The following is a 21,677-nucleotide window of genomic DNA, read 5'->3' as shown; positions in this document are numbered from 1 at the left end:
AAAGGAGAAGAAATTGAAATTAGGAGCAAGAATAAGAAAAATCCGTATGTTTCGCAACATAACTCAAAAGGAATTGGGACGCAGATTAGGATATGGGGAAAGTAGTGCGGATGTGAGAATCGCCCAATATGAAAGTGGACAGCGTACACCGAAGCAGGAAACGCTTATCCGGATAGCAGAAATATTGGAAGTTGATGTCCGAAATTTTTTAAGTCCTGGAATTGCGACAATGGACGAATTAATGGAAACTTTATTCTGGATGGATGAAGAAAATAGAGGGCTTTTTCATCTGTTCCTGCTAAATGATTCAGAAAGTGAAATAGTTGGAATTACAATGAGGGATAAAAAAACAATGTCTTATCTGCAGGAATGGATGGGGAAAAAGCAGAAATTGGGCGATGGAAGAATCACAGAAGAGGAATATCTGGAATGGAAACTGCATTGGCCAGAGAATAAGAGAAAAACAGAATATAAAACCGTATGAAGTAAAAAGGAATTGCTTTGCGGAGAGTTACCTGTTAGAATATTACTGGAGTAACCGTGTACAGGGTTGGTAAAAACCTCCTGGATTTTCAGATTCCGTTAAGGGATACAGAAGAAGGGAGGTGGAGCGAATGGATACATACGAAGTCTTGAGCTTATTGTTCTTAGGCGGTACGTTTCTGATTGCTTTGCTTGCCTATTTGGATAATAGGGACAACAAGCGAAAAAAATAGCCTACCCTGTCTGCCAACAGGATAGGCAGCTCTCTTTGAGAGCAAAATAAATTAAAACCTAATCCAGGAGCATCCACCTTGTGGGCGGTTACTCTTTTCAATTAGAATATAGCATTTTCTCTCCGAAAAGTAAAGTACATTTTATGCAGCCAATTCTAAAAAAGAGTGGGCTGTTTTTTTATTGATAGGAGGGAAGTTTAATGTCTAAACTACAGGACATCCGAAACTTGGTGCAGGAACATGCCGTATCAGTGAGCAGTTCGCCAGGGGATTGGATGGATTATATGGACACAGCATCAAGGTTATATCGTTATTCTTTTTCAGACCAGCTTCTGATCCATGCACAGCGTCCAGACGCAACAGCCTGTGCATCACTGGAACTATGGAATGAAAAGATGTTACGCTGGGTAAATCGTGGTGCAAGAGGAATTGCCTTGTTTGATGAAACCTGGCAGAATACCAAACTTCGTTATGTGTTTGATATTTCGGATACCCACATGGTAGCCGGAGGCAGAAGCCCATATCTTTGGAAGATGCAGGAACACCAGAGAGAAGAGATCCTCACCCATCTGGCAGAAGTCTATGCTCTGGAAGAAAAGGATGCGGCAACTTTGCAGGACGCATTGATGGCGGTCGCAAGGGAAATGGTCAATGACAATCTGGAGGAATACCTGGATGGATTGGAATATGCTGTAGAAGGTACTTATCTGGAAGATCTGGATGAGGTGACGATCCGCAGTGATTTTCGTCAGCTGGCAACAGACAGTGTTTACTATCTGCTTTCCAGGCGATGCGGGCTTGACCCGATGGAACTTCTGGAAGAAGAGGACTTCATGCATATCACAGATTATAACCGTCTGTCAGTTCTCACCTTCCTTGGAAATGCGGCAAGCCAGCTCAGTGAGAGTATTCTGATTGATATTGGAAAGACCGTACATAAAATTTCTCTGGAAGAAGCGAGAAAAGAGGTTGAAAAATCCAATGAAAGGAATTATAATAACTTTACCACGTTAATGCACGAAATTAAAGATCAGGATGCAGAAACGAAAAAAGAAGAAAATATTGAAAATGAAGGAGGAAACGATTATGGAACTGACATATCATCGCAAGGGAGATTACCTGTTTCCGAATCTGACCGTCGAAGAGGAAGAAGTGACGATCGGGAAATATGGGATGCTGCGGAGGACATTTCTGAAAGAACACAAGAACAGCCTTTATCAGAGCCTGTTTCTGACCGGGAAGCTGAACAGCCATCTGGAACAGATCGAGAAAGCAGCACAGGAGAGAATGGACAGCCAGATGGAGAAATTACTGGAGAAGAATCCGGCACCGGACAAGGAAGCAGATCCGATGGCATGGACAGCACACATGAACGCACTGATGGCAACAGCGGAAGAGAGCATCTTGACGGAATTGGTATACAGTTAGTAGAAGATACAAGAGAAGATGGATTGAGTAAAGCAGAGGAAGAGATCGCCTCTGCTTTATCTTTGCCCGAATATCCCACCGCAGATGAACAAAGACGGCAGATCGAGAAAAGGGCAGCTGCCCTTTATGCCGGAGAAATCCCGATTCCAGAGGAAGTTGTCGATGAGATCTTACGGACAGGAGGAAACCGGAAAGCCAGCCAGCTCCGGATCATCTATAATTTCATGAGTGAACAGACACCGGAGGAATATACGGAGTTTGTGAAGCGTGAATACCGTAAAGGTGGAAAAGGCTTTCAGATTGATGGAAATGAATATTCAGTCTGGTTTGATGAAACTGGGATGCAGATCGCAGTGGGGCATACGGTTACAGACCATATCTTAGATAAGGCATTTTTATCATGGGAGGATGTCAGCGGACGTATCCATCAGCTTTTAGATCAGGGTGAATATGCACCACAGTCTGTATTGGATGCGGCAAGAAGTAATGCAGTAAAAGAACACGCCCAGGCTCTTGCCTATATGAAAGGCGATATGGCAGAAGGAGTAGCCGAGATTGTTTTTGACGAAGAGGACTTACCACATCTTCGCAGTATCTATCCGGAGATCACAGATTATCTGGAAGAAAAGTTGGAAGATCCCCAGTGGCTTTCGGAACTGAATGAAAGACTGGATGCACTGGCAGAAGCCTATGAAGAAAATCATTCCATTATGCGTTTCCATCATTATAATCCTGTAAATATCTCAAAGCAGTTTCAGAAGTTTGCGGATGAGGTCATCCCTTATCAGGCAAGGGACGGGTTTGCCTGGAAAGAACATCCGATGTTCATTACACAGGATGAGATTGATGCTTTTCTTGCAAGGGGTGGAGCGTATTCGCAGGGCAGGCTCAGGACGTATTCTTTTTATCTGCTGCATGAGGATGAAAGAGCGAGGACAGGTTTTATCAAGGAACAGTATGGGATCGGTGGAAGCAGTCATGCACTGTCCGGTGCCGATGATTCACATACAAACTATGATGGAAAAGGTTTGTTTCTTGCAAGAGGTGCTTATGGGAATCCATATACGTCAATTTTATTATCCTGGAATAAAGTTGCAAATAGAGTAGCTTATCTGATAAAGAATGACCAGTTCCTGCAGGCAGAAGATTATGCTCGTATGCCGGAATATGAACGGGAGCAGATGGCGAATAAGGTACTTCGCTTTTATGACCGTCTTCCGGAAGAGATAGACAGACCATTTACGGATGATTTCTTCTGGGAAAAACCAGGAAAAGAAATGGTGGCAGTATTAGAGAATCCAGAGCAGACAGAAGAACTGTTACAGAAGATGGATGCAGCATTGGCAGCTCTTCCATTGGATTTTGAAGCGTATGGGACAAACTATCAGCAGAAAACAGAACTTCTTTCGGAACTCCACCAGTATGCAGAAGGAATCTATACGATATTCCCGACACCGGAAGCAGAACCGTCTTTTGCGGAACCATCCGGACACCAGATGACCATGTTTGATTTCTTGGATACGAAGGCAGTGGCAGAACCGACCGTAGTAGATATGTCAGATGTGGAGGAAATAGAAGAGGAAGAGGTTACTGCCGAAGAATCTATTCTGGAAAGTCAGGAACAGGAAAAAGCTGTGATAGAACCATACAACTTCCGTATCCAGGATAATGACCTTGGTGCAGGCGGTCCGAAGGCAAAGTATAAGGCAAATATGGAAGCCATCCATTTGTTACAGACTTTGGAGAAAGAAGAACGTCTGGCAGCACCCGAAGAACAGGAAATTTTATCCCGTTATGTTGGCTGGGGTGGTATCCCGCAGGCATTTGAGGAGAGTAACAGCAGCTGGGCAGATGAGTATCTGGAATTAAAGAATACCTTATCACCAGAAGAATACAGAGCAGCAAGGGCATCGACCTTAAATGCTTTTTATACATCCCCGACCGTGATCCGAAGCATGTATGAAGCACTGGAAAATATGGGACTGAAACAGGGAAATATCCTGGAACCATCGTGTGGAGTCGGTAACTTTATGGGAATGATCCCGGAGAGTATGAGCAAAACCAATATGTACGGTGTAGAACTCGACCCGGTTTCGGGAAGGATCGCAAAACAGCTTTACCAGAAAAATAAGATTGCCGTGCAGGGATTTGAGGAAACCAGTTATCCGGACAGCTTTTTTGACTGTGTGATAGGCAATGTTCCGTTTGGAGCGTATCAGGTCAGTGACCGCAGATATGACCGGCATCATTTTATGATCCATGATTATTTTATTGCAAAATCCCTTGATCTGGTGCGTCCCGGTGGCGTAGTGGCTGTGGTAACTTCCTGTGGAACGATGGATAAGCAGAATCCGGCAGTGAGACAGTATATCGCAAACCGGGCAGAACTGCTTGGAGCCATCCGATTACCGAATAATGCGTTCCAGAGAAATGCCAATACCAGCGTTGTTTCTGATATTCTGTTTTTCCAGAAAAGAGACAGGGCATCCATTGAGGAACCGGAATGGTTAAATTTAAAGGAAATGCCGAAAGGCTATTCAGTCAATGCTTATTTTGCAGAGCATCCGGAAATGGTGCTTGGTGAGTTTACTACAGAAAGTACCCAGTATGGAAAGCAGGAAGTGACCGTAAAACCAAAAGAAGGAATTACCTTAGAAGAACAATTAAAAGAAGCTGTCCAGAATATCCATGGTACGATCACGGAACTGGAACTTTCGGATACAGAGTTGGAGGAGGATGTTGTCTCTATCCCGGCAGACCCGAATGTAAAGAATTTCAGTTTTACCGTAGTGAATGATGAAGTCTATTACCGGGAAAATTCTGTGATGAACCGCATGGATCTTCCGGCTATGACAGCGGAACGTGTTAAAGGGCTGGTGAACATCCGTGATGTTACGAATGAACTGATCCAGTGCCAGATGGAAGAGGGAAGCGATGAACAGATCACAAAGCTGCAGGAAAAACTCAATGAAGAATACGATACCTTTACAGCAAAATATGGTCTTCTCAGCAGCAATGCCAATAAGAGGGCATTTAGCCAGGACAGCAGCTATTGTCTTTTGACTTCTCTGGAATTTCTGGATGATAAGGGAGAACTGAAACGGAAAGCGGATATTTTTACCAAAAGGACAATCCGCAGGGCAGAAACGGTAACTTCCGTGGATACTGCCAGTGAAGCACTTGCGGTTTCCATTGGTGAGAGGGCAGGCGTTGACCTTTCCTATATGGCACAGCTTTCCGGGAAAACAGAAGCAGAACTTACCGAAGAACTGGCAGGGGTGATCTTTAAAAATCCGATCAGTGAAAAATGGGAGCCGTCGGACGAATATCTTTCTGGAAATGTGAGGGAGAAACTGCAGATCGCAAAACAGTTTGCAGAAGATCATCCGGAATATCAGGTGAACGTGCAGTATTTGGAGCAGGTACAGCCAAAAGATCTGGATGCGTCAGAGATTGAGGCAAGACTTGGGGCAACCTGGATCTCCGAGGATTATATTACAAGGTTCATGGCAGAGACATTTCATACACCAAGATATTATGTAGGGAGCAAGGTCAAAGTCCAGTATGCCGAAGTGACCGGACAATGGAATGTTATGGGAAAGAATGTGGACAGCTACGGAAATGCCCTTGTCACTTCCACTTATGGAACACAGAGAGCCAATGCCTACCGCCTTTTGGAAGATGCCTTAAACCTTAGAGATACCAAGATTTATGACACGGTACAGGATGCCGAGGGGGAACACCGGGAATTAAACCGGAAGGAAACAATGCTGGCACAGCAGAAGCAGGAGCTGATCAAAGAGGAATTTAAAGAGTGGATATTTAAAGACCTGCACCGACGGGAAGATCTCTGTAAGATTTATAATGAACGATTTAACAGCATCCGTCCACGGGAATATGATGGAAGCCATATTCAGTTTGTCGGCATGAATCCGGAGATCACCCTGATGCCGCACCAGAAAAACGCAGTGGCTCATGTGCTGTATGGAAATAACACCCTTCTGGCTCATTGCGTAGGAGCAGGGAAGACGTTCCAGATGATCGCAGCCGGTATGGAATCAAAACGGCTGGGACTCTCACAGAAGAATCTTTATGTTGTGCCAAACCATCTGACCGAGCAGTGGGGCAGTGATTTCCTACGTCTCTATCCGGGAGCAAATATCCTGGTGGCAACAAAGAAGGACTTTGAGCCGGCAAACCGAAAACGTTTCTGTTCCCGTATTGCGACAGGAGATTATGATGCCGTGATCATTGGACATACACAGTTTGAGAAAATCCCCCTTTCAAGGGAACGGCAGATTGCCATGCTGGAAGATCAGATCGCAGATATTACGTTTTCCATTGAAGAAGCGGCACATCAGGCAGGACAGAATTATACCATCAAGCAGTTGGAAAAAACAAAGAAGAGTCTGCAGGCGAGGATGAAGAAACTCAATGACCAGACCAGAAAGGATGATGTAGTAACCTTTGAGCAGTTAGGCGTAGACCGGCTGTTTGTGGATGAAAGCCATTCATTTAAAAATCTTTTCTTATATACAAAGATGAGAAATGTGGCGGGTATCTCACAGACGGATGCACAGAAAAGTTCGGATATGTTTATGAAATGCCGTTACATGGATGAACTGACAGGCGGCAGAGGTATCACCTTTGCTACAGGTACTCCTGTATCGAACAGTATGACTGAGCTTTACACTATCATGCGTTATCTCCAGTATGACACACTCATGCGTATGGGTATGGGACACTTTGATTCCTGGGCGGCAACGTTCGGGGAGACAGTAACCGCAATCGAGTTCGCTCAAGTATTATAGGCATATGGAAGCAATTTTAATTCCATACAGAAATACGCTAAAAAACAAAGAAAAAGGAAATGTTGGAACAGACAGGAAGCAAGGAAGCCAGAAATAGATATGGATTAGCAAAGAAAAAAGGCAATAAATGAAGCATAAGTGAAAAGCGACAGAAGGTGCGAAAAGCATTTTCTGCTACCTCTTTCAACATTTAAAATGATAATGTAAAAGTAAGTGTTTGTTTAAGATAGTAATTTGAAAAAAGTTGATACTAAAAAAACGAAATACACAAAAACTACAAGAAAAACTGATAAAATAAAAAAAACGGAAAATAAGAGGTAGCTAAGAATGAAAAAAATTTTAATTATAGAAGATGATTTGGATATTCAAGAGCTGATACAGTTTTTTTTAGAGGATCAAGGGTATGAAGTGATTACGGCATCTGATGGAATAGATGGTATTGCGGTTTTTCTGAAAGAACAAATTGACTTGATACTGCTCGATATTTTACTTCCTAAAATGGATGGGTATGCAGTTTGTGAACTAATACGAAAAGAATCGGAAGTACCAATCATTATGATAAGTGCATTGGGAAGAGAAGAAGACCAGATAAAGGGATTTGAAATGCAAATAGATGACTATATCCCCAAGCCGATTTCTCTTCCAATTATGATAAAAAAAATAGAAGCTGTTCTGCGTAGATATGAAGGAGTAGATATAACAAAAGATCACGAGTTAAAATACAGAGAGATAATATTGATTGTAGGAAATTATCAAGTGAAAATAGGGAAAAAGTTAATTGATTTGACACAGAAAGAATATGAAATTTTGAAAGAATTGATTGAAAATCAGGGATGCGTGATAACAAGAGAGAGCTTTTTAAATCGTCTATGGAAATATGAATTTGAAGGTGAAGAACGTGCAGTTGACAATCATATCAAAAATTTGCGGAGAAAATTGGGAAAAGCAGGGGATTATATAAAAACGGTAAGAGGGGTGGGGTATCGAATTGATAAAGCTAATTAGAGAACATTTGTCTACAAAAATATTTATAATTACAGTATGCTTATTGATTACTGTTGGTAGTGCGATTTATGGAATGGTTGCATTGGGGATGTCACGGAGCTATTTTTTAGAGTTGGATAGAAGTTTGAGTAATCAGACGGAAAAAATGGTACTTCAATTATCGAATACTTCAGTGCAGGAAATAGATGGAATATTAAAAATGTTTGCATTGGAGCATGGGATTTCTATTGTCTTAAAAGATAGTGACGAAAAGGTACTTGGTATATATGGAGATATGGAATATTCACTGGCTCCTGGAACAGATGTAGAAGATATTCTGTTAGGCAGTGGGATAACGGAATCTTATTCCTGTAAGTTAACGAATGGAAAAACATATTGGATTCAAGTGTTTGGAAACAAGGAGAAAGTAAATATTGGACTGGAATCATTAAAAAGAATTTTACCTATGTTGGGGGCTATTACTTTTTTGGCAGCATTAGCTATTGCTGCTTTATACACAAAATATATTACGCGTTCAATTTTAAAGGTGAGTGAAGTTTCAAAAAAAATGGCAAATCTTGATTTTCGAGTTCGATATACAGAAGACCGGAGGGACGAGATTGGAATTTTGGGAGAAAATCTGAACGAACTTTCGGAAAAATTAGAGAGTGCTTTGGATGAATTGAAAGAAAAAAATACTGATTTAGAGAAAAGCATCAAACTTGAGCAGCAACTGGAACAACAACAAATGGCTTTTTTTTCAGCTGTTTCGCATGAATTAAAAACTCCGATTACAATTCTAAAAGGACAAATTCAGGGAATGTTATTAGAAGTAGGGGGATATAAAGACCGAGATAGATATTTAAAACGTTCTTTTGAAGTAGCTAATTCCATGGAGAATATGGTGCAGGAAATTCTGTATGTTTCAAAAATTAGAACATCGGGATTTGAGTTGAAATTGATAGATATACCACTTCACCAACTTGTTGAGAATGTGATTAAGGAACAGGAAGATATGGCTATTGATAGGGGATTACAGTTTCATATACGAATAGAAGAATCAACTTGGATACGGGCAGATGAAGCTCTTTTCACGAAGGTCATAAGTAATGTGGTAGGAAATGCAATTAAATATACGAATGAGGATGGAAATATATGGGTTGGAGTGTATAAAAGAGGTGAAGAAATAATTTTTTGGATTGAAAATGAAACGGAATCTATTGATGAGAAAGAAATTCCAAAATTATGTGATGCATTTTATCGTATTGATAAATCCAGAAATAAAAGAACTGGTGGAAGCGGCTTGGGATTATATATTACAAAAATGATTTTAGAACAGCATCAGTTTCCTTATTGTATTGAAAATACAGAAAAAGGCATAAAAGTGGAAATAAGATGTTATGAACCAACCAGAAGGCTGTTGTGACGGAAAATCACAACAGCCTTTTTATACATATAAAATACATAAAAAAAACGGGAAAATCATACATTCAATTTTTATAATATAAAGAAAAAATATGTAATGGAGGATTTTTTATAAATGAAGAAAAAAATATGTATAGTATTATGTTTGGGTTGTATAGGAACCGTATCAGTTGTTGGGTGCAGCAATAAAAATTTTGATTCAAAAGTAACAGGGGATAATCAGACAACTACCGAGAATGTATCTGATATACTGAATGATCAAGAGAAAAAAGAAGGCGGTTACGAGAACGAGTCAAGTAGTAATGCTGATGACAAAGAGAACTCAGCGGACGATTCAGAAGTGTTGGCAAATGCAGATTTGCGTGGAGCTGTTTTGGAATTTTCAGACACAGGATGTAATATCAGCATAGGGACGCAGACGGATGATGCAGAAATGGTTCCTGCTCCGGGAGCGGTTGTTGAAGAAATGAATCAGGTGAAAATAGTATATGGAGAAAATACCTATTTTCAGATTTCTCATTCAACGATGACGGGTATTACGCTTGAGGATTGCCGGAAAGAAGAAGTGAAAAAGCAGTCAATGCTCTATCTGTATGGGGATTACCAGGAGGATGGTACGTTTTTGGCTAAAAGGGTAATTATTGACCGATTTGAAAAGGAAGGAGAATGGGAATGAATTTTGCAGAAAGAGCATTCCGCTACCTTTTCAGGAAAAAAGGAAAAGCGATTATCTTGTTTTGGGTATTGCTTATTACCGAAACAATGATTTTATCTACTGTCACTATATTACGGGCATCCGAAGTAGCAAGAATTGAACTATTAGGGAAATCAAAAGCGAAATTGTTGATCGAACGGGAAAAAGCGGAGGAATTGTTTACGGATGATGAATACAAAAAACTTGAGAAACTGGAAAATGTGAAGGCGGTAAATCGAGTAGCAGAAGTGCAGTTATATCCAATGGATTTTAAAATTATAACGAAAAGTGAGAGTGTTGATGCAGACAACCAAAAATTGCGCATAATGGCCTACGATAGCCTTGAAGATGATGGCCCATTTGCTGACGGGCAAATTCATCTGACGAAAGGAAAATATCCTCGCAAAGAAGGTGAAATAGTAGTAAATCAGTTTCTTGCAGAAGTAAATCAATGGGAAATAGGGGAAACTGTTTGTTTCAAATCTCATTCAGGTGAACAATCACAGGCAAGCATATCAGGAATCTATATTTCGGGTATAGAAGAAAAGCAAGGGAAGGAACCATTAGCAGTAAACAGAATTGAAAATACAATTTATGGAAAACCCGAGTTCGTATGTCATTTACAAGAAACGTGCGGATATGAAAACTTAATCGTATATGTAGATAATCCAGAGCAGTTGAGCAGAACACAGCTAGAAGTAACACGCATTTTGAAAAACTATAGAGTGATGAAAGCAGATAACCTGTTTCAGAAAATGGAAATTCCGCTCTTACAAGTTGTTAGGGTTGTAAAAATGATGTTGGGATTATCGGTTGTATCGTCTGTACTTGTAATAACATTGCTTTTGTCTATGTGGATGAGAGCCAGAAAGAAAGAAATAGCAATTTATGTGAGTCTTGGAAAAACAAAAGTAGATTTGTTTATGCAGATTATTTTGGAATGCTTTTCAGTATTTGGATTTTCTACAATAATAGCTCTTTATACTGGAGATAAGATGCTGATAGTATTGGAAAAGTTTTTAGATTGGAAAAGTATTGGGGCTTTTACATCTATGCAAATATATGCACAAAATAAAGATATATGTTATCTCATATTATCAGGAACAATAATTTTATTGCTTTCTATTTCTATTTCACTTTTTCCAATATTATGTACAAAGCCAAAAAAAATTTTAGCAGAAATGGAGGGATAACATGAATGTTTTACAAAGAGGAGTACGTTCAGTGTTAAGAAAACCGATAAAAAGTATTATTCTATTGTTTATTGTAATTGTTATGAGTGGCCTATTTTTAGGTGCTATGGCAAGCCGTTCAGCAAGTATTTATACACAAGACGCTACAAGACAGGCAATAGGGGCTACCTTTCGCATAGAAGGAAATGAGGAGAATAGGAGAAAGCGATTAGATCAGGCAATGGATGTACTGGGTGATCGGGAGGGCAGTTATGGAGGAGTTACTCATAAATGGTTAGAAAATGGGGCGGATATGGTAGTTACAGATAACTCATTTGAGACGGTTAAGGAAGATGATGTAAAAAAAATAGCTCAGGTGGAGGGGATTGAGGAATATAATTTGATAACAATAGCAACTGTTGTGAATCCGGTCAATTTTTCGAGAATAGAAGATTCAGATATGGATCAAAGTACGGATGTAGGCGGTGTCAACCTACGAGGTAATCGCATAATGGAAATGGATATGGACGTATCTGCAGGTAAGATTTCACTGATTGAAGGAAGAATGATTGAAAAAGATGACAGGGATGTTTGTGTCATCTCGAAAGAATTGGCAGAACTAAACCATTTAAAAACTGGGAACTTATTAAAGTTTAATGATTACCATGACAAAGAACATTCCACAATATACAGTGCCGAGATTATCGGAATTTATGAAACAAAGCAAGAACGAAAATCTATTATGTATGGGGATTCTTATCGTCCAGAAAATACAATATTTACGGATATGAGTTTCCCGGAAAAACCATCCGGAAATGAAGGAAATCCTTTCTATCAGTATGCTATATTCAAAGTCCAAAATGCAGGGAAGTACGATCAAGTTAAAAAGTCTGTACAGAAAGCGAATATAGATTGGTCACGATATGACTTAATTGATAATAATGGAAATATTAAAAATATGACAGAAAATTTTGGGCAGATGGATCAGATGAGTATGGGATTATTACTAATAGTTTCAGTGTCAGGTCTTGTGATTTTAGTTTTAGTTTTTCTGTTTTGGATAAAAAATCGTACGCAAGAAATAGGAATTATGATGTCACTTGGAAAGTGCAAATTTGAAATATGGGTACAGTTTTTATGGGAAGCAGTAATGATAAGTATTATAGGGATGTTGTTATCCTTTGCAATTTCCCCAATTATTGCAGAGACTTCAGCTTCATATTTAGCGAAAGAAACGCAGACCTTAAGGTTAGAACAGCAGGAACAGGAAAATACTGGTACCTATATAGATGGATATATTGCACCGGATTTAAAAATACAAGATGTGGAGGTTCATATAACGAAAGAAATGGTTCTGATGGATATTGGGATGATATCAGGTATTTTGATTATTGCAGTATTAGTAGCAGGAATCACGATAATGAAGAAAAGGCCGAAGCAGATATTAAGTGAAATGAGCTGAATAACGGGGTAGGAGGTTATAGAAATGAGTAAAAATGCAGGAAACATTGTTCTTGAGGCAAAGAATGTTGTCTATTACTATAAGGCGAATAAAGGCAAAAAAGTTTTAGATGATATATCATATGGCTTTGAGATAGGAAAAATGTATGCCATTTTGGGACCAAGTGGTTCCGGTAAGACAACTTTTTTATCGCTTTTGGCAGGTTTGGATTCTCCGACGGATGGGGGAATTTATTATGAAGGGGTAAATATAAGAAAAAAAGGACTACACAACTATCGAAAGAAAAATATGTCATTGGTTTTTCAGAATTATAATCTGATAGATTATTTGACTCCAGAAGAAAATGTGATGCTGGGTGGAAAGAAAGACATAGAGAAAATTTTGGAAGCGGTTGGAATACCGAGGGAAGACTGGAAACGGCAGGTCTTACAGTTATCAGGAGGACAGCAGCAGCGAGTGGCTATTGCAAGAGCATTAGCAAGTCCTGCGAAGGTATTGCTTGCAGATGAACCTACAGGAAATCTGGATGAAGAAATTGCAGACGAAATTATTAAGATATTGATGAAAAGTGCGCATGAAATGGGAAAAAGTGTAATTGTCGTAACACATAGCAAAAAAATAGCTGATGCTGCAGATGTGGTACTTAAAATCCATGAGGGGAAATTGTATCATTTGGTTTAAGTGAATGTAAAGTTATAGTGTTTTATAGCATGAAATAATATGAGGTGAGCTGTATAGGAAAAATTTTATTGCTATCTTTTGATGGAGATGAAGAAAATTTAATAGAATCTGTTATTTCCATTTTGGATGCTGGTAGAGAAAAATTTATATTTCAAAAAATGAATCTAAAATCGAACTTACAACACAAGGGAATAATGCTTGACTTAGAGCGACGAGAGGTTATGCGGAATAATGATAAAATTGCCTTGACTTATACAGAGTTTGAAATCCTCCAGCTTCTCGCTCAAAATCCCGGCAGGGTATTCAGTAAAGAACAGATTTATGATATGGTCTGGCAGGAACCGTATTCCGGTGATTACAACATTGTGATGAGCCATATCAGCCATATTCGGGAAAAAATAGAGGATGATCCGAGTCATCCGGTCTATATTCAGACTGTGTGGGGAGTTGGTTATAAGTTTAATGAAAAAATGTGTGAATAATTAAATCAGATCCAGTGTTGTGTGACTGTCAAAAAATGATAGATATTTCTGATGGTTCGTGGTATGATAAAGACAGAAACATGAGTGCTATTTTAAGAAAGGGTGATGGTTATGGCATTGGCACAGGCAACGAAATCCCGTGAAACAACTTATACGATCAACGATGCAATGGATGTCCTTCTGTCAAAGCTGGATGAAGCCATTGACGATATGGAAAATGGCAGAGTGCAGACAGTGGAAGAAGCATGGGCAGAAATTGATGCAGTATAAGGGGTACGGATGGAAAACAAAAAATACAAAGTTGTCATTGCCCAGAGCGGCAAGCTGGATGTGAAAGAAAAAAAGAAATATATCCTTCAGCAATTTAAGTACCGGGAATATGCAGAAAACTTTTCCAAAAAGATTAAAAAAGCGGTTCTTGCACTTGATACACTTCCGACCGGGTATAATACAACAGGCTTCCGGTATCGTGGTTATGATATTTACATGAAACCGTGTGAATCCTATCTGCTGTTTTATACCGTGGATGAAGCAGTGAAAACAGTTACAGTTCTGCGTGTCATGCAGGATGGAATGGACTGGCAGTATATCATCAATCGGTGGCTGCGGGAAAACGCATAGGATATACAAAAAGATTATAGTGACAGGCAGTATTCAAACAGATTGGGTACCGCCTGTTTTTATGTCCGCTGAAAACAGATGGACAGCAGAAGAAAAATATTAGAAAATAACGGACAGATTGTGAAATTTAAAAGAGAAAAAACTTTTTCAAAAATATTCAAAAATATTGGAACATTTTAATGGGACTTCTGCCATGTATCAGTAGGGGGTGATTTTGGATGAAAGATGTAAAAGAACAGAAGCAGAATGACAATGGAGAAATCATTGAAATGAAGCAGGGACAGGTGATAAAAATTCCAAAGAACGGCGGCAAAGCATGGCTGACATTATTCTATAGTCTGCCGCAGGAGTTTGTCAGCAAACGTCCTGTTTATCTGAACTTACCACGCTGCCCTTATGAGGTGCTGCGGACGGATAAATATGACAGTCTGATAAAGGATGATACATTTCTGGAACTGGTCTGGGATTGTGTGGCATGGAGCGCATGGCAGTATTTTGAAATACCGTATCAAAATGGAAGTGGTTACCGGGAAATACCGGGCAGTCCGGCACAGTATTCCGGGGACTTCCCTTTGTGGAGGCTCTCTTACTCTATGCTGCCGCTTCTACGTGACAAATTTGAGGTCAGTGGATTTTCTTTCCAGCAGCTTTACAACGTGCCGGAAGGAACAGAACTTCCGTGGCTCACTTATCAGCAGTTTGGCAATCTGATCGGTACCCTTGTACCTGAAATTATACAAGAACAGAACTGGCAGCCGATGATTGATGAAATCTGGAACAACCGAACCCTTGAGGACTTCGATAAAAGGGGAAGTCAGGTAAAGCTGGACTTCATGCGTTCGTGGGGACACAGCCGTTCCAGAAAAAAGACGGTATCCATAGAGCAGCTTGCAGAGGAAGCAGAAGAAAATGGCACAGACTTTGATATTCCGGATACGAGGAGTGAGTTTGAAAACTCGGTGCTGTCAGAACTTCAGATTGCGGAGTTTGCCGCAAGGTTTTCCGGGCGTGATAAGAAGATTTTGGAAATGAAAATGGAGGGGCATACGGCACAGGAGATTGCGGAAGCTGTAGGCTATCAGACACACAGTGCGGTGCTGAAAAGAATCCGTCATATTGCAGACTGTTATGAGGATTTTATCTCAGAAGAATATCAGAAATATCTGGAAACATTCTAATCCATCCATCCCATCGGCGGCTATCCTTACGATAGCTGCTTTCTTTTACCCATTTTCGGACAGGGGGTGATTTTTGTGGGGAAAGAATTATTTGAAACGCTGCCGGACGTGCTGGATGCAAAACTGCTGGCATCGGCCCTTTCTATTTCAAAGGCAGGAGCGTATCAGCTATTGAACCGTCCGGATTTTCCAACCTTGCAGGTGGGAGGGCGGAAACTTGTCACAAAGCAGAAGCTGGCTTTGTGGATGGAACAGCATACAAATACAGCAGAACAGGCGGGAGCCGGAAAGGAGAAAAAAGCAGATGAAACTGACAAAGTATGAGCAGGAAACGATTATCAATTTTAATAACGATGAACAGGAAGCCAGTATTTATACAGCCAGCCCGCAGATGATGCGAAAACTGGATGCACTGGCTGCAGCTTATCCGGAGCATTACCGGGTGGTAGGGCAGACCGAAGTGAGTAAAACCTATTCCTGTGAAAAACACCTCATCAATCTTCGGAAACCGAGAAAGCAGAATGAGGAACACAGCCAATGGGCAAGGCAGAGGATGCAGAAAATGAACCGCCATAAAAATGCGGGGAATTTGTGAAAGAACCGCACCACAGAGGTGACAGCTCTGTGTCAGGAAGAAAGCTGTCCGTGAAAATACGGAAATTAAGAAAAATAGAAAACCAAATGGCAGGAGAGCGGCTATGGACATGGAAAAGGTTCAGGCTGTTTTTTTATGCCATAAAATAAAAAATCAAACAGAAAAATGAGAAAAGGAGTATAAACACATGATAAAAAACAGGAATGAAACCAGTGCTGCAATGGATAAGGCACTGAAAAATCTGGAACAGGCAAAGGCAAGATATGAGGCAGAGCGCAAAAAGGAGAATGAGAAACGCAGGAAAGCACAGAACCATCATAAATATCTGATGGGCGGCATTGTTGCAAAGTATTTCCCGGAATGTTATCAGTATGAAGAAAAAGAACTGAATGTGATCTTGTCAGCGGCTCTTGCTTCGGCAGAGTGCAGGCAGGCGGTGGAAAACGTAAAAAGGATGGAGAAAAATGCGGATGACATGGAAGATGAAAAAGACAGAAACGGCGGTCACGCCGATGAAACAAAGACAAAAGAAAACAGCGGCGGATACGCCAATTCAAAAGATTTTGCGGGTGGCAGTTTTTCGCAGGGAGTGTAAGCAGTATCTCCGGGAGTATGGGTTCACCCCAGTTATGGGGTGCGCACAGATAGACCACACTCCGTATGGTCTTGTGCGCTCTCCGAGGGCACCTGCGGTGGGCGTTGCCTGCCTTGCACCAGTCAAGAGGGGAAATAACCTTTCCCCTCCGTCCGCTGCGCTTCCTACCCCTTTGTATCCTTTGCATCTGCCCGTAACCCGGAAAAAACACCCGGCTTTCGTCCATCTGCAAAGGCTTTTCTTGCTGCCCTCTATTTTACGGTAAGGGAGGAACTTTGTGAGTATGCGCACGAAATATGCCAGCACAAGGTTCGGCATTGTAAAGCGGAGCAAAGGGCAGTCGGCGGTAGATGCAGCTTCTTACATCAGCAGGAGTGTTCTTGTCAGCGAGTATGACGGGAAAACGTATCGCCCGAAATACCATGAAGATTTGGTGCATTGTGAAATCAATCTCCCGGAATATGCACCGGAGGAATGGCTGGACAGGGCAGTGCTGTGGAACTCTGTGGAGCTGAATGAGAAACAGAAAAATGCCCAGCTTTGCCGGACACTGAAAGCAGCACTTCCAAATGACTGGAGCTATGAGCTGGCAGAAGAAACGGTGCGGGATTATGTGCAGCGGAATTTTGTTTCCAAAGGGATGTGTGCGGACTGGGCAATCCATGATTCTGTTAATCAAAATGGCATCCATAACCTGCATTTCCATCTTATGCTCACCCTGCGCCCGGTGGAAGAAAACGGGAAGTGGGGAGCCAAGCAGAGAAAGGAATATATCCTTGATAAAGACGGCAATAAAATCCGCAATAAGTCCGGACGGGGATTTAAGAGCAGGGCGGTAGATGTGAATGACTGGAATGAAAAAGGTAATTCCCGGAAATGGAGAAAGGATTTGACGGACACCATCAATGTGGTGAATGACCGGATCGGACTGCCGGAGTACTGGGAACACCGTTCTTTTAAAGAGCTGGGACTGGAGCAGGAGCCGACCAGGCACTTAGGCCCGATTGCCAGTGCATTGGAGAGGAAAGGCATCCGTACCGAAAAAGGGGATGCGAACCGGGCAATCATGGAGCATAACCAGACGCTGCAAAGGGCAAGGATGTTCTATGATATTGCATGGAACAGTGTGAAAAATTTGGAGAAATGGGAACAGGAAAAAGCTGCGGAAGCTGCAAAGAATGCCGCAGAAAAGAAAGCAGGAAAAATGGCAGGAGACATCCCTGCGGCACAGGAAGGTGAAGCAGAACAGACGGCAGTTGGTTCGATACAGAAAGAAACTTCCGGTACAAAGGAAGTCAGCGTATTTGCAGCGATGAAAAATGAGGTTCTGGAAATGCTGGAATGTATTCTTGCAGCATTTGGAAGGCTTCATCTGCCGCTGATACAGGCACCGAATTTAAAAAAGGTAAGTAATCGTGCAGCACTGATGGATATTGAAAACGTGCGGAGGTTCGTGGAAGAAAAAGGCATTGACAGCTTTGAAGCACTGGAAACCTTTGCAGTACAGCAAGAAGCTTCCAAGAAAGAAGCAGAGGAAATCTGCAACAGAGATGGAAGGGAAATCCGGCGGTTAAAGGAACTGTCAGAGGCTTATGCCGCCTATGCTCCATACATTCCCATCCGTAATGAATATCTGCAGAAGAAAGGAATCGCACAGGCAGTTTATCACAGCCAGCATAAGAAAGAACTGGAAACGGCGAAAGAACTCCGTATTCCGGTCTATGAACTTCTTCGGGAAGGAGAAAAATTCACACCGAAAAAGTGGGAAGCACAGATCAAAGAGCTGACACAGGAATACGAGAAACAGTCCAGACGTTACGGCAGGAGTACCGTCAATCTTGCCTATGTGGAGTTGCTTCGTCATAACCGGAAGATAGATGAGCGGGAGCAGAAGAACAAAGACCAGTCCCAGAGCCGACAGCATGAAAAGATGGACAGGGGGCAGGAGCAAAAGAAGAAACGTCAGGAAATGGGACTTTAGATTTATACATCGTTAAGGAAAATCTGCCGGGATGTCCCCCGGCAGGCAGAAAGGAGATTGCAATGAGTAAAGATTGCAGGACTACGAAAAACAGAAACAATAGTTTGACATTTGGTGTGCTGGCAGAGATAATCCTCTGCCAGCATTGGTATTTATGGAGGGATTTTATGCAGAGAAAAGCAGGGAACCGCCGGAGAGAACCGATCCGCTATGTGGTGGAACATGTTTATTCCGGCAAGGAGAGCATGGAAAAGGTACTGACTGCCGTTAGTGAAGAAGCGGCGAAACAGAATGTAAAGGAGAAGCTGGAAAATCAGAAAAAGGTGGGATGAGAAAAGATGCAGATTTCACCGGAAAAATAAAATCAGCAGTTGCAGGAGGTGGCAGGAATCGCTATAATAAAGACAGCGTATTTCTGTCACTGGATATTGAAGAAACCACAGGAGGTCAATATGCAGACAACAGAAATCAGAGAAACATGGACAGCACTTTATGCAAGATTATCATTGGATGACGGCAACGTGGGCGAGAGCATGAGCATCCAGAGCCAGAAAGCGATCCTGACAAGAAAAGCAGAGGAACTGGGGATTTATAATTATCAGTTTTATGTAGACGATGGTTATTCCGGTACGAATTTCAACCGTCCGTCCTTTCAGCAGATGATAGCGGACATTGAAGCAGGAAAAGTTACCTGTGTGATCACGAAAGATCTTTCAAGGCTAGGTAGGAACTATCTGGAGAGTGGCGCTTATATCGAGGTATTTTTCCCAAAACATCAGGTACGGTATATCGCCGTCAATGACGGTGTGGATTCTGCAAACAGCGGGGAGATGGATATTACCCCGTTTAAGAACATTCTTAATGAGTTTTATTCAAGGGATGTTTCCAAAAAGGTGAAGTCAGGTAAATACATCCGGGCAAGCCAGGGAAAATTCATGGGAACACACGCACCATTCGGGTATCAGAAAGACCCGGAGGACAAAAACCACCTGATTGCCGATGAGGAAACCGCACCAACCGTCCGTTATATTTTCCAGCTTGCACTTCAGGGAATGGGAAACAATAAAATCGGGAAAATCCTTTATGAACAGAAAATCCCAAAGCCGGCATATTATAAGCCGGAATACTTCGGAAAGTTTCTGGTAAAAGAAGATGATGCCTATAACTGGAAACAGGAGACCATCATCCGGATTTTACGAAACCCGCTTTACAAAGGCTATTTCTGGGTGCAGAAATATGATAAGAAGCATTTCAAGCAGGAAACAAGGGGGTATATCCCCATGAGTGAGCGTACCATTATTCCCAGTGACCATGATGCACTTGTTGATGAACACACATGGGATACGGTGCAGGAAATCCTTGACCGTCATACGAAAGTCAAGCCCTGTACTTCCGGGTATGAGAATAAGTTCCGGGGCATTTTAAAATGTGCCGACTGCGGAAGTACCCTGATGGTGCATACCGATGGCAGGAATAAGGAGAAGCCAGTCATTGAACGGACTTTTTACCAGTGCCGCATTTACCGTGTGAGGGGAACCGGGTTCTGCAGCCAGCACCGCATCAATGCGGACGATCTGGAGGAACTTGTACTTGCGGACATCCAGACCCATGCAAAAAGGGTCATAAAAAACAGGGAGAAATTCATGCGGAAGGTATTGGGGCAGATGGATACGACAGCGGCGAATAACCGGGAAAATATCCAGAAAAAGCTGGAGAAACTGGAGAAAAAGCTCCTCGAATCGGACAGACAGTTCATCAAGCTGTATGAGGATTTTACAAAGCAGCTTGTGTCAGAACAGCAGTTCCGGATGTTGTCCACTCATTTTGAACAGGAAAAGAAAGAAACAACCGAAGAAATTGAAAAACTGAAAACTACGGCTGACAATCTGAAGGACAGCACCTGCAAAGCGGAACAGCTTGCCAATGAAATGGTGGAATGTGCAGAGATCAAAGAGCTGACCACAGCCATAGTAAACCGTCTTATCGAAAAGATTGAGGTATCTGAACCTCAGACCATCGACGGAGAGAAAGTCCAGAATATCAGGATTTTCTACAAGTTCGTTGGAGAAATCAATTAAATTTCCATAATGTACCTATAATTCAAGAGCCATTGAATTATCACCGGAAGGAACGGGCTATCGTGCGAAAACACGGTTTGCCCGTTTTTTTAATCTTCCAGAGCTGATCTCCATTTTTAAGGAAGCTGCGGATATTCAGACATCGGATATGCTGAATCTTCCTGTACCGGAAGCAGAGTTTATCAATGAAGTCTTAAAACCAAGTGAAGAACAGCAGGAAATGGTCAGTGCCTTTTCGGAACGTGCGGAAGAAGTAAGAGCCGGTCTTGTGAATCCAACGGTGGACAACATGCTCAAGATTACCAATGACGGAAGAAAGTGTGCATTGGATCAGAGGCTATTAAATGAACTCCTTCCGGATGCAGAAAAAAGCAAGGTCAATACCTGTGTGGAAAATGCTTTTCAGGTATGGGACGAGGGAAAAGCAGATCGGACAACACAGCTGATCTTCTGTGACTTGTCTACTCCAAAAGGGGATGGGACTTTCAATGTATATGATGATGTCCGGAACAAACTGGTTGCCAGGGGAATCCCGAAAGAAGAGATTGCGTTTATCCATGAATACAACACGGAGACAAAGAAAGCAGATTTGTTTGCAAAGGTGCGGGCCGGACAGGTGAGAATCCTCATGGGTTCTACACCGAAACTCGGTGCTGGTACCAACGTGCAAGACAGGCTCATTGCTCTGCATCACCTTGACTGTCCGTGGAAGCCGTCTGATGTAGGACGGATTTTGCGGACATTCAAAATAAAAAAGAATGTGGAGGTAACAGA

General features: G+C 41.7%; 20 protein-coding genes and 1 pseudogene. All 21 read left to right on the top strand.

Annotated elements, in window-relative coordinates; translation table 11 throughout:
* Positions 1–13: 13 nt before the first annotated feature.
* Positions 14–484, top strand: a complete 471-nt coding sequence (locus DWX28_RS15595; protein WP_114002924.1) for a helix-turn-helix domain-containing protein — start codon at positions 14–16, stop codon at positions 482–484.
* Positions 485–614: 130 nt separating this feature from the next.
* Positions 615–716 (top strand): putative holin-like toxin, encoded by a 102-nt coding sequence (locus tag DWX28_RS20020; protein WP_015524590.1) that lies wholly within the window; start codon positions 615–617, stop codon positions 714–716.
* A gap of 200 nt (positions 717–916) precedes the next feature.
* Positions 917–6,955: a DEAD/DEAH box helicase family protein gene (locus DWX28_RS20425; RefSeq protein WP_118253690.1), complete on the top strand. Its 6,039-nt coding sequence runs from the start codon at positions 917–919 to the stop codon at positions 6,953–6,955.
* Positions 6,956–7,282: 327 nt separating this feature from the next.
* Complete coding sequence (locus tag DWX28_RS15585; RefSeq protein ID WP_055056588.1) at positions 7,283–7,960, top strand: response regulator transcription factor; 678 nt, start codon at positions 7,283–7,285, stop codon at positions 7,958–7,960.
* Positions 7,944–9,365, top strand: coding sequence for a HAMP domain-containing sensor histidine kinase (locus DWX28_RS15580; RefSeq protein WP_055056589.1), 1,422 nt, complete (start codon positions 7,944–7,946; stop codon positions 9,363–9,365). Before DWX28_RS15585 ends, DWX28_RS15580 begins: the two co-directional genes overlap by 17 nt.
* Before the next feature lie 114 nt (positions 9,366–9,479).
* Positions 9,480–10,040 carry a hypothetical protein gene (locus DWX28_RS15575; protein ID WP_055056590.1) on the top strand — a complete coding sequence of 187 codons (561 nt, stop codon included), beginning with the start codon at positions 9,480–9,482 and terminating at the stop codon, positions 10,038–10,040.
* The gene (locus tag DWX28_RS15570) at positions 10,037–11,251 is read left to right on the top strand and encodes an FtsX-like permease family protein (protein ID WP_055056591.1); all 1,215 of its coding nucleotides are present in this window, start codon (positions 10,037–10,039) and stop codon (positions 11,249–11,251) included. The genes DWX28_RS15575 and DWX28_RS15570 overlap by 4 nt, the downstream gene beginning before the upstream one ends.
* Position 11,252: 1 nt before the next feature.
* Entirely contained in the window at positions 11,253–12,692 is a 1,440-nt protein-coding gene (locus DWX28_RS15565; protein ID WP_055056592.1) for an ABC transporter permease, read from the top strand.
* A 45-nt stretch (positions 12,693–12,737) separates the two neighbouring features.
* The gene (locus DWX28_RS15560; protein ID WP_055056639.1) at positions 12,738–13,373 is read left to right on the top strand and encodes an ABC transporter ATP-binding protein; all 636 of its coding nucleotides are present in this window, start codon (positions 12,738–12,740) and stop codon (positions 13,371–13,373) included.
* Between the two features lie 44 nt (positions 13,374–13,417).
* Positions 13,418–13,855, top strand: coding sequence for a winged helix-turn-helix domain-containing protein (locus DWX28_RS15555; protein ID WP_330416431.1), 438 nt, complete (start codon positions 13,418–13,420; stop codon positions 13,853–13,855).
* A gap of 111 nt (positions 13,856–13,966) precedes the next feature.
* Positions 13,967–14,125, top strand: coding sequence for a hypothetical protein (locus DWX28_RS19450; protein WP_154108127.1), 159 nt, complete (start codon positions 13,967–13,969; stop codon positions 14,123–14,125).
* Between the two features lie 9 nt (positions 14,126–14,134).
* Entirely contained in the window at positions 14,135–14,476 is a 342-nt protein-coding gene (locus DWX28_RS15550) for a type II toxin-antitoxin system RelE/ParE family toxin (protein ID WP_055056593.1), read from the top strand.
* A gap of 218 nt (positions 14,477–14,694) precedes the next feature.
* Positions 14,695–15,654, top strand: a complete 960-nt coding sequence (locus tag DWX28_RS15545) for a hypothetical protein (protein WP_055152813.1) — start codon at positions 14,695–14,697, stop codon at positions 15,652–15,654.
* A 75-nt stretch (positions 15,655–15,729) separates the two neighbouring features.
* Positions 15,730–15,978, top strand: a complete 249-nt coding sequence (locus DWX28_RS15540) for a hypothetical protein (protein ID WP_055152811.1) — start codon at positions 15,730–15,732, stop codon at positions 15,976–15,978.
* Positions 15,959–16,249 (top strand): hypothetical protein, encoded by a 291-nt coding sequence (locus tag DWX28_RS15535; protein ID WP_055152809.1) that lies wholly within the window; start codon positions 15,959–15,961, stop codon positions 16,247–16,249. The genes DWX28_RS15540 and DWX28_RS15535 overlap by 20 nt, the downstream gene beginning before the upstream one ends.
* 187 nt (positions 16,250–16,436) lie before the next feature.
* Complete coding sequence (locus DWX28_RS15530) at positions 16,437–16,844, top strand: hypothetical protein (RefSeq protein ID WP_070100048.1); 408 nt, start codon at positions 16,437–16,439, stop codon at positions 16,842–16,844.
* Between the two features lie 283 nt (positions 16,845–17,127).
* Positions 17,128–18,825, top strand: a complete 1,698-nt coding sequence (locus DWX28_RS15525; protein WP_243002448.1) for a MobA/MobL family protein — start codon at positions 17,128–17,130, stop codon at positions 18,823–18,825.
* A gap of 167 nt (positions 18,826–18,992) precedes the next feature.
* Complete coding sequence (locus tag DWX28_RS19445) at positions 18,993–19,157, top strand: hypothetical protein (protein WP_155512691.1); 165 nt, start codon at positions 18,993–18,995, stop codon at positions 19,155–19,157.
* Positions 19,154–19,339 carry a hypothetical protein gene (locus DWX28_RS19440; RefSeq protein WP_055056597.1) on the top strand — a complete coding sequence of 62 codons (186 nt, stop codon included), beginning with the start codon at positions 19,154–19,156 and terminating at the stop codon, positions 19,337–19,339. The genes DWX28_RS19445 and DWX28_RS19440 overlap by 4 nt, the downstream gene beginning before the upstream one ends.
* Complete coding sequence (locus DWX28_RS15515) at positions 19,278–20,903, top strand: recombinase family protein (protein WP_055056598.1); 1,626 nt, start codon at positions 19,278–19,280, stop codon at positions 20,901–20,903. The genes DWX28_RS19440 and DWX28_RS15515 overlap by 62 nt, the downstream gene beginning before the upstream one ends.
* Before the next feature lie 28 nt (positions 20,904–20,931).
* Positions 20,932–21,677 (top strand): annotated as a pseudogene (locus DWX28_RS15510) (DNA methylase); the annotation flags it as partial.

The organism is Blautia sp. AF19-10LB (assembly GCF_003461245.1).
GTDB classification, from domain to species: Bacteria; Bacillota; Clostridia; order Lachnospirales; family Lachnospiraceae; genus Blautia_A; species Blautia_A intestinihominis.
The sequence above is the reverse complement of the archived record's forward strand: the minus strand, read 5'-3'. Positions and strand labels throughout refer to the sequence as shown.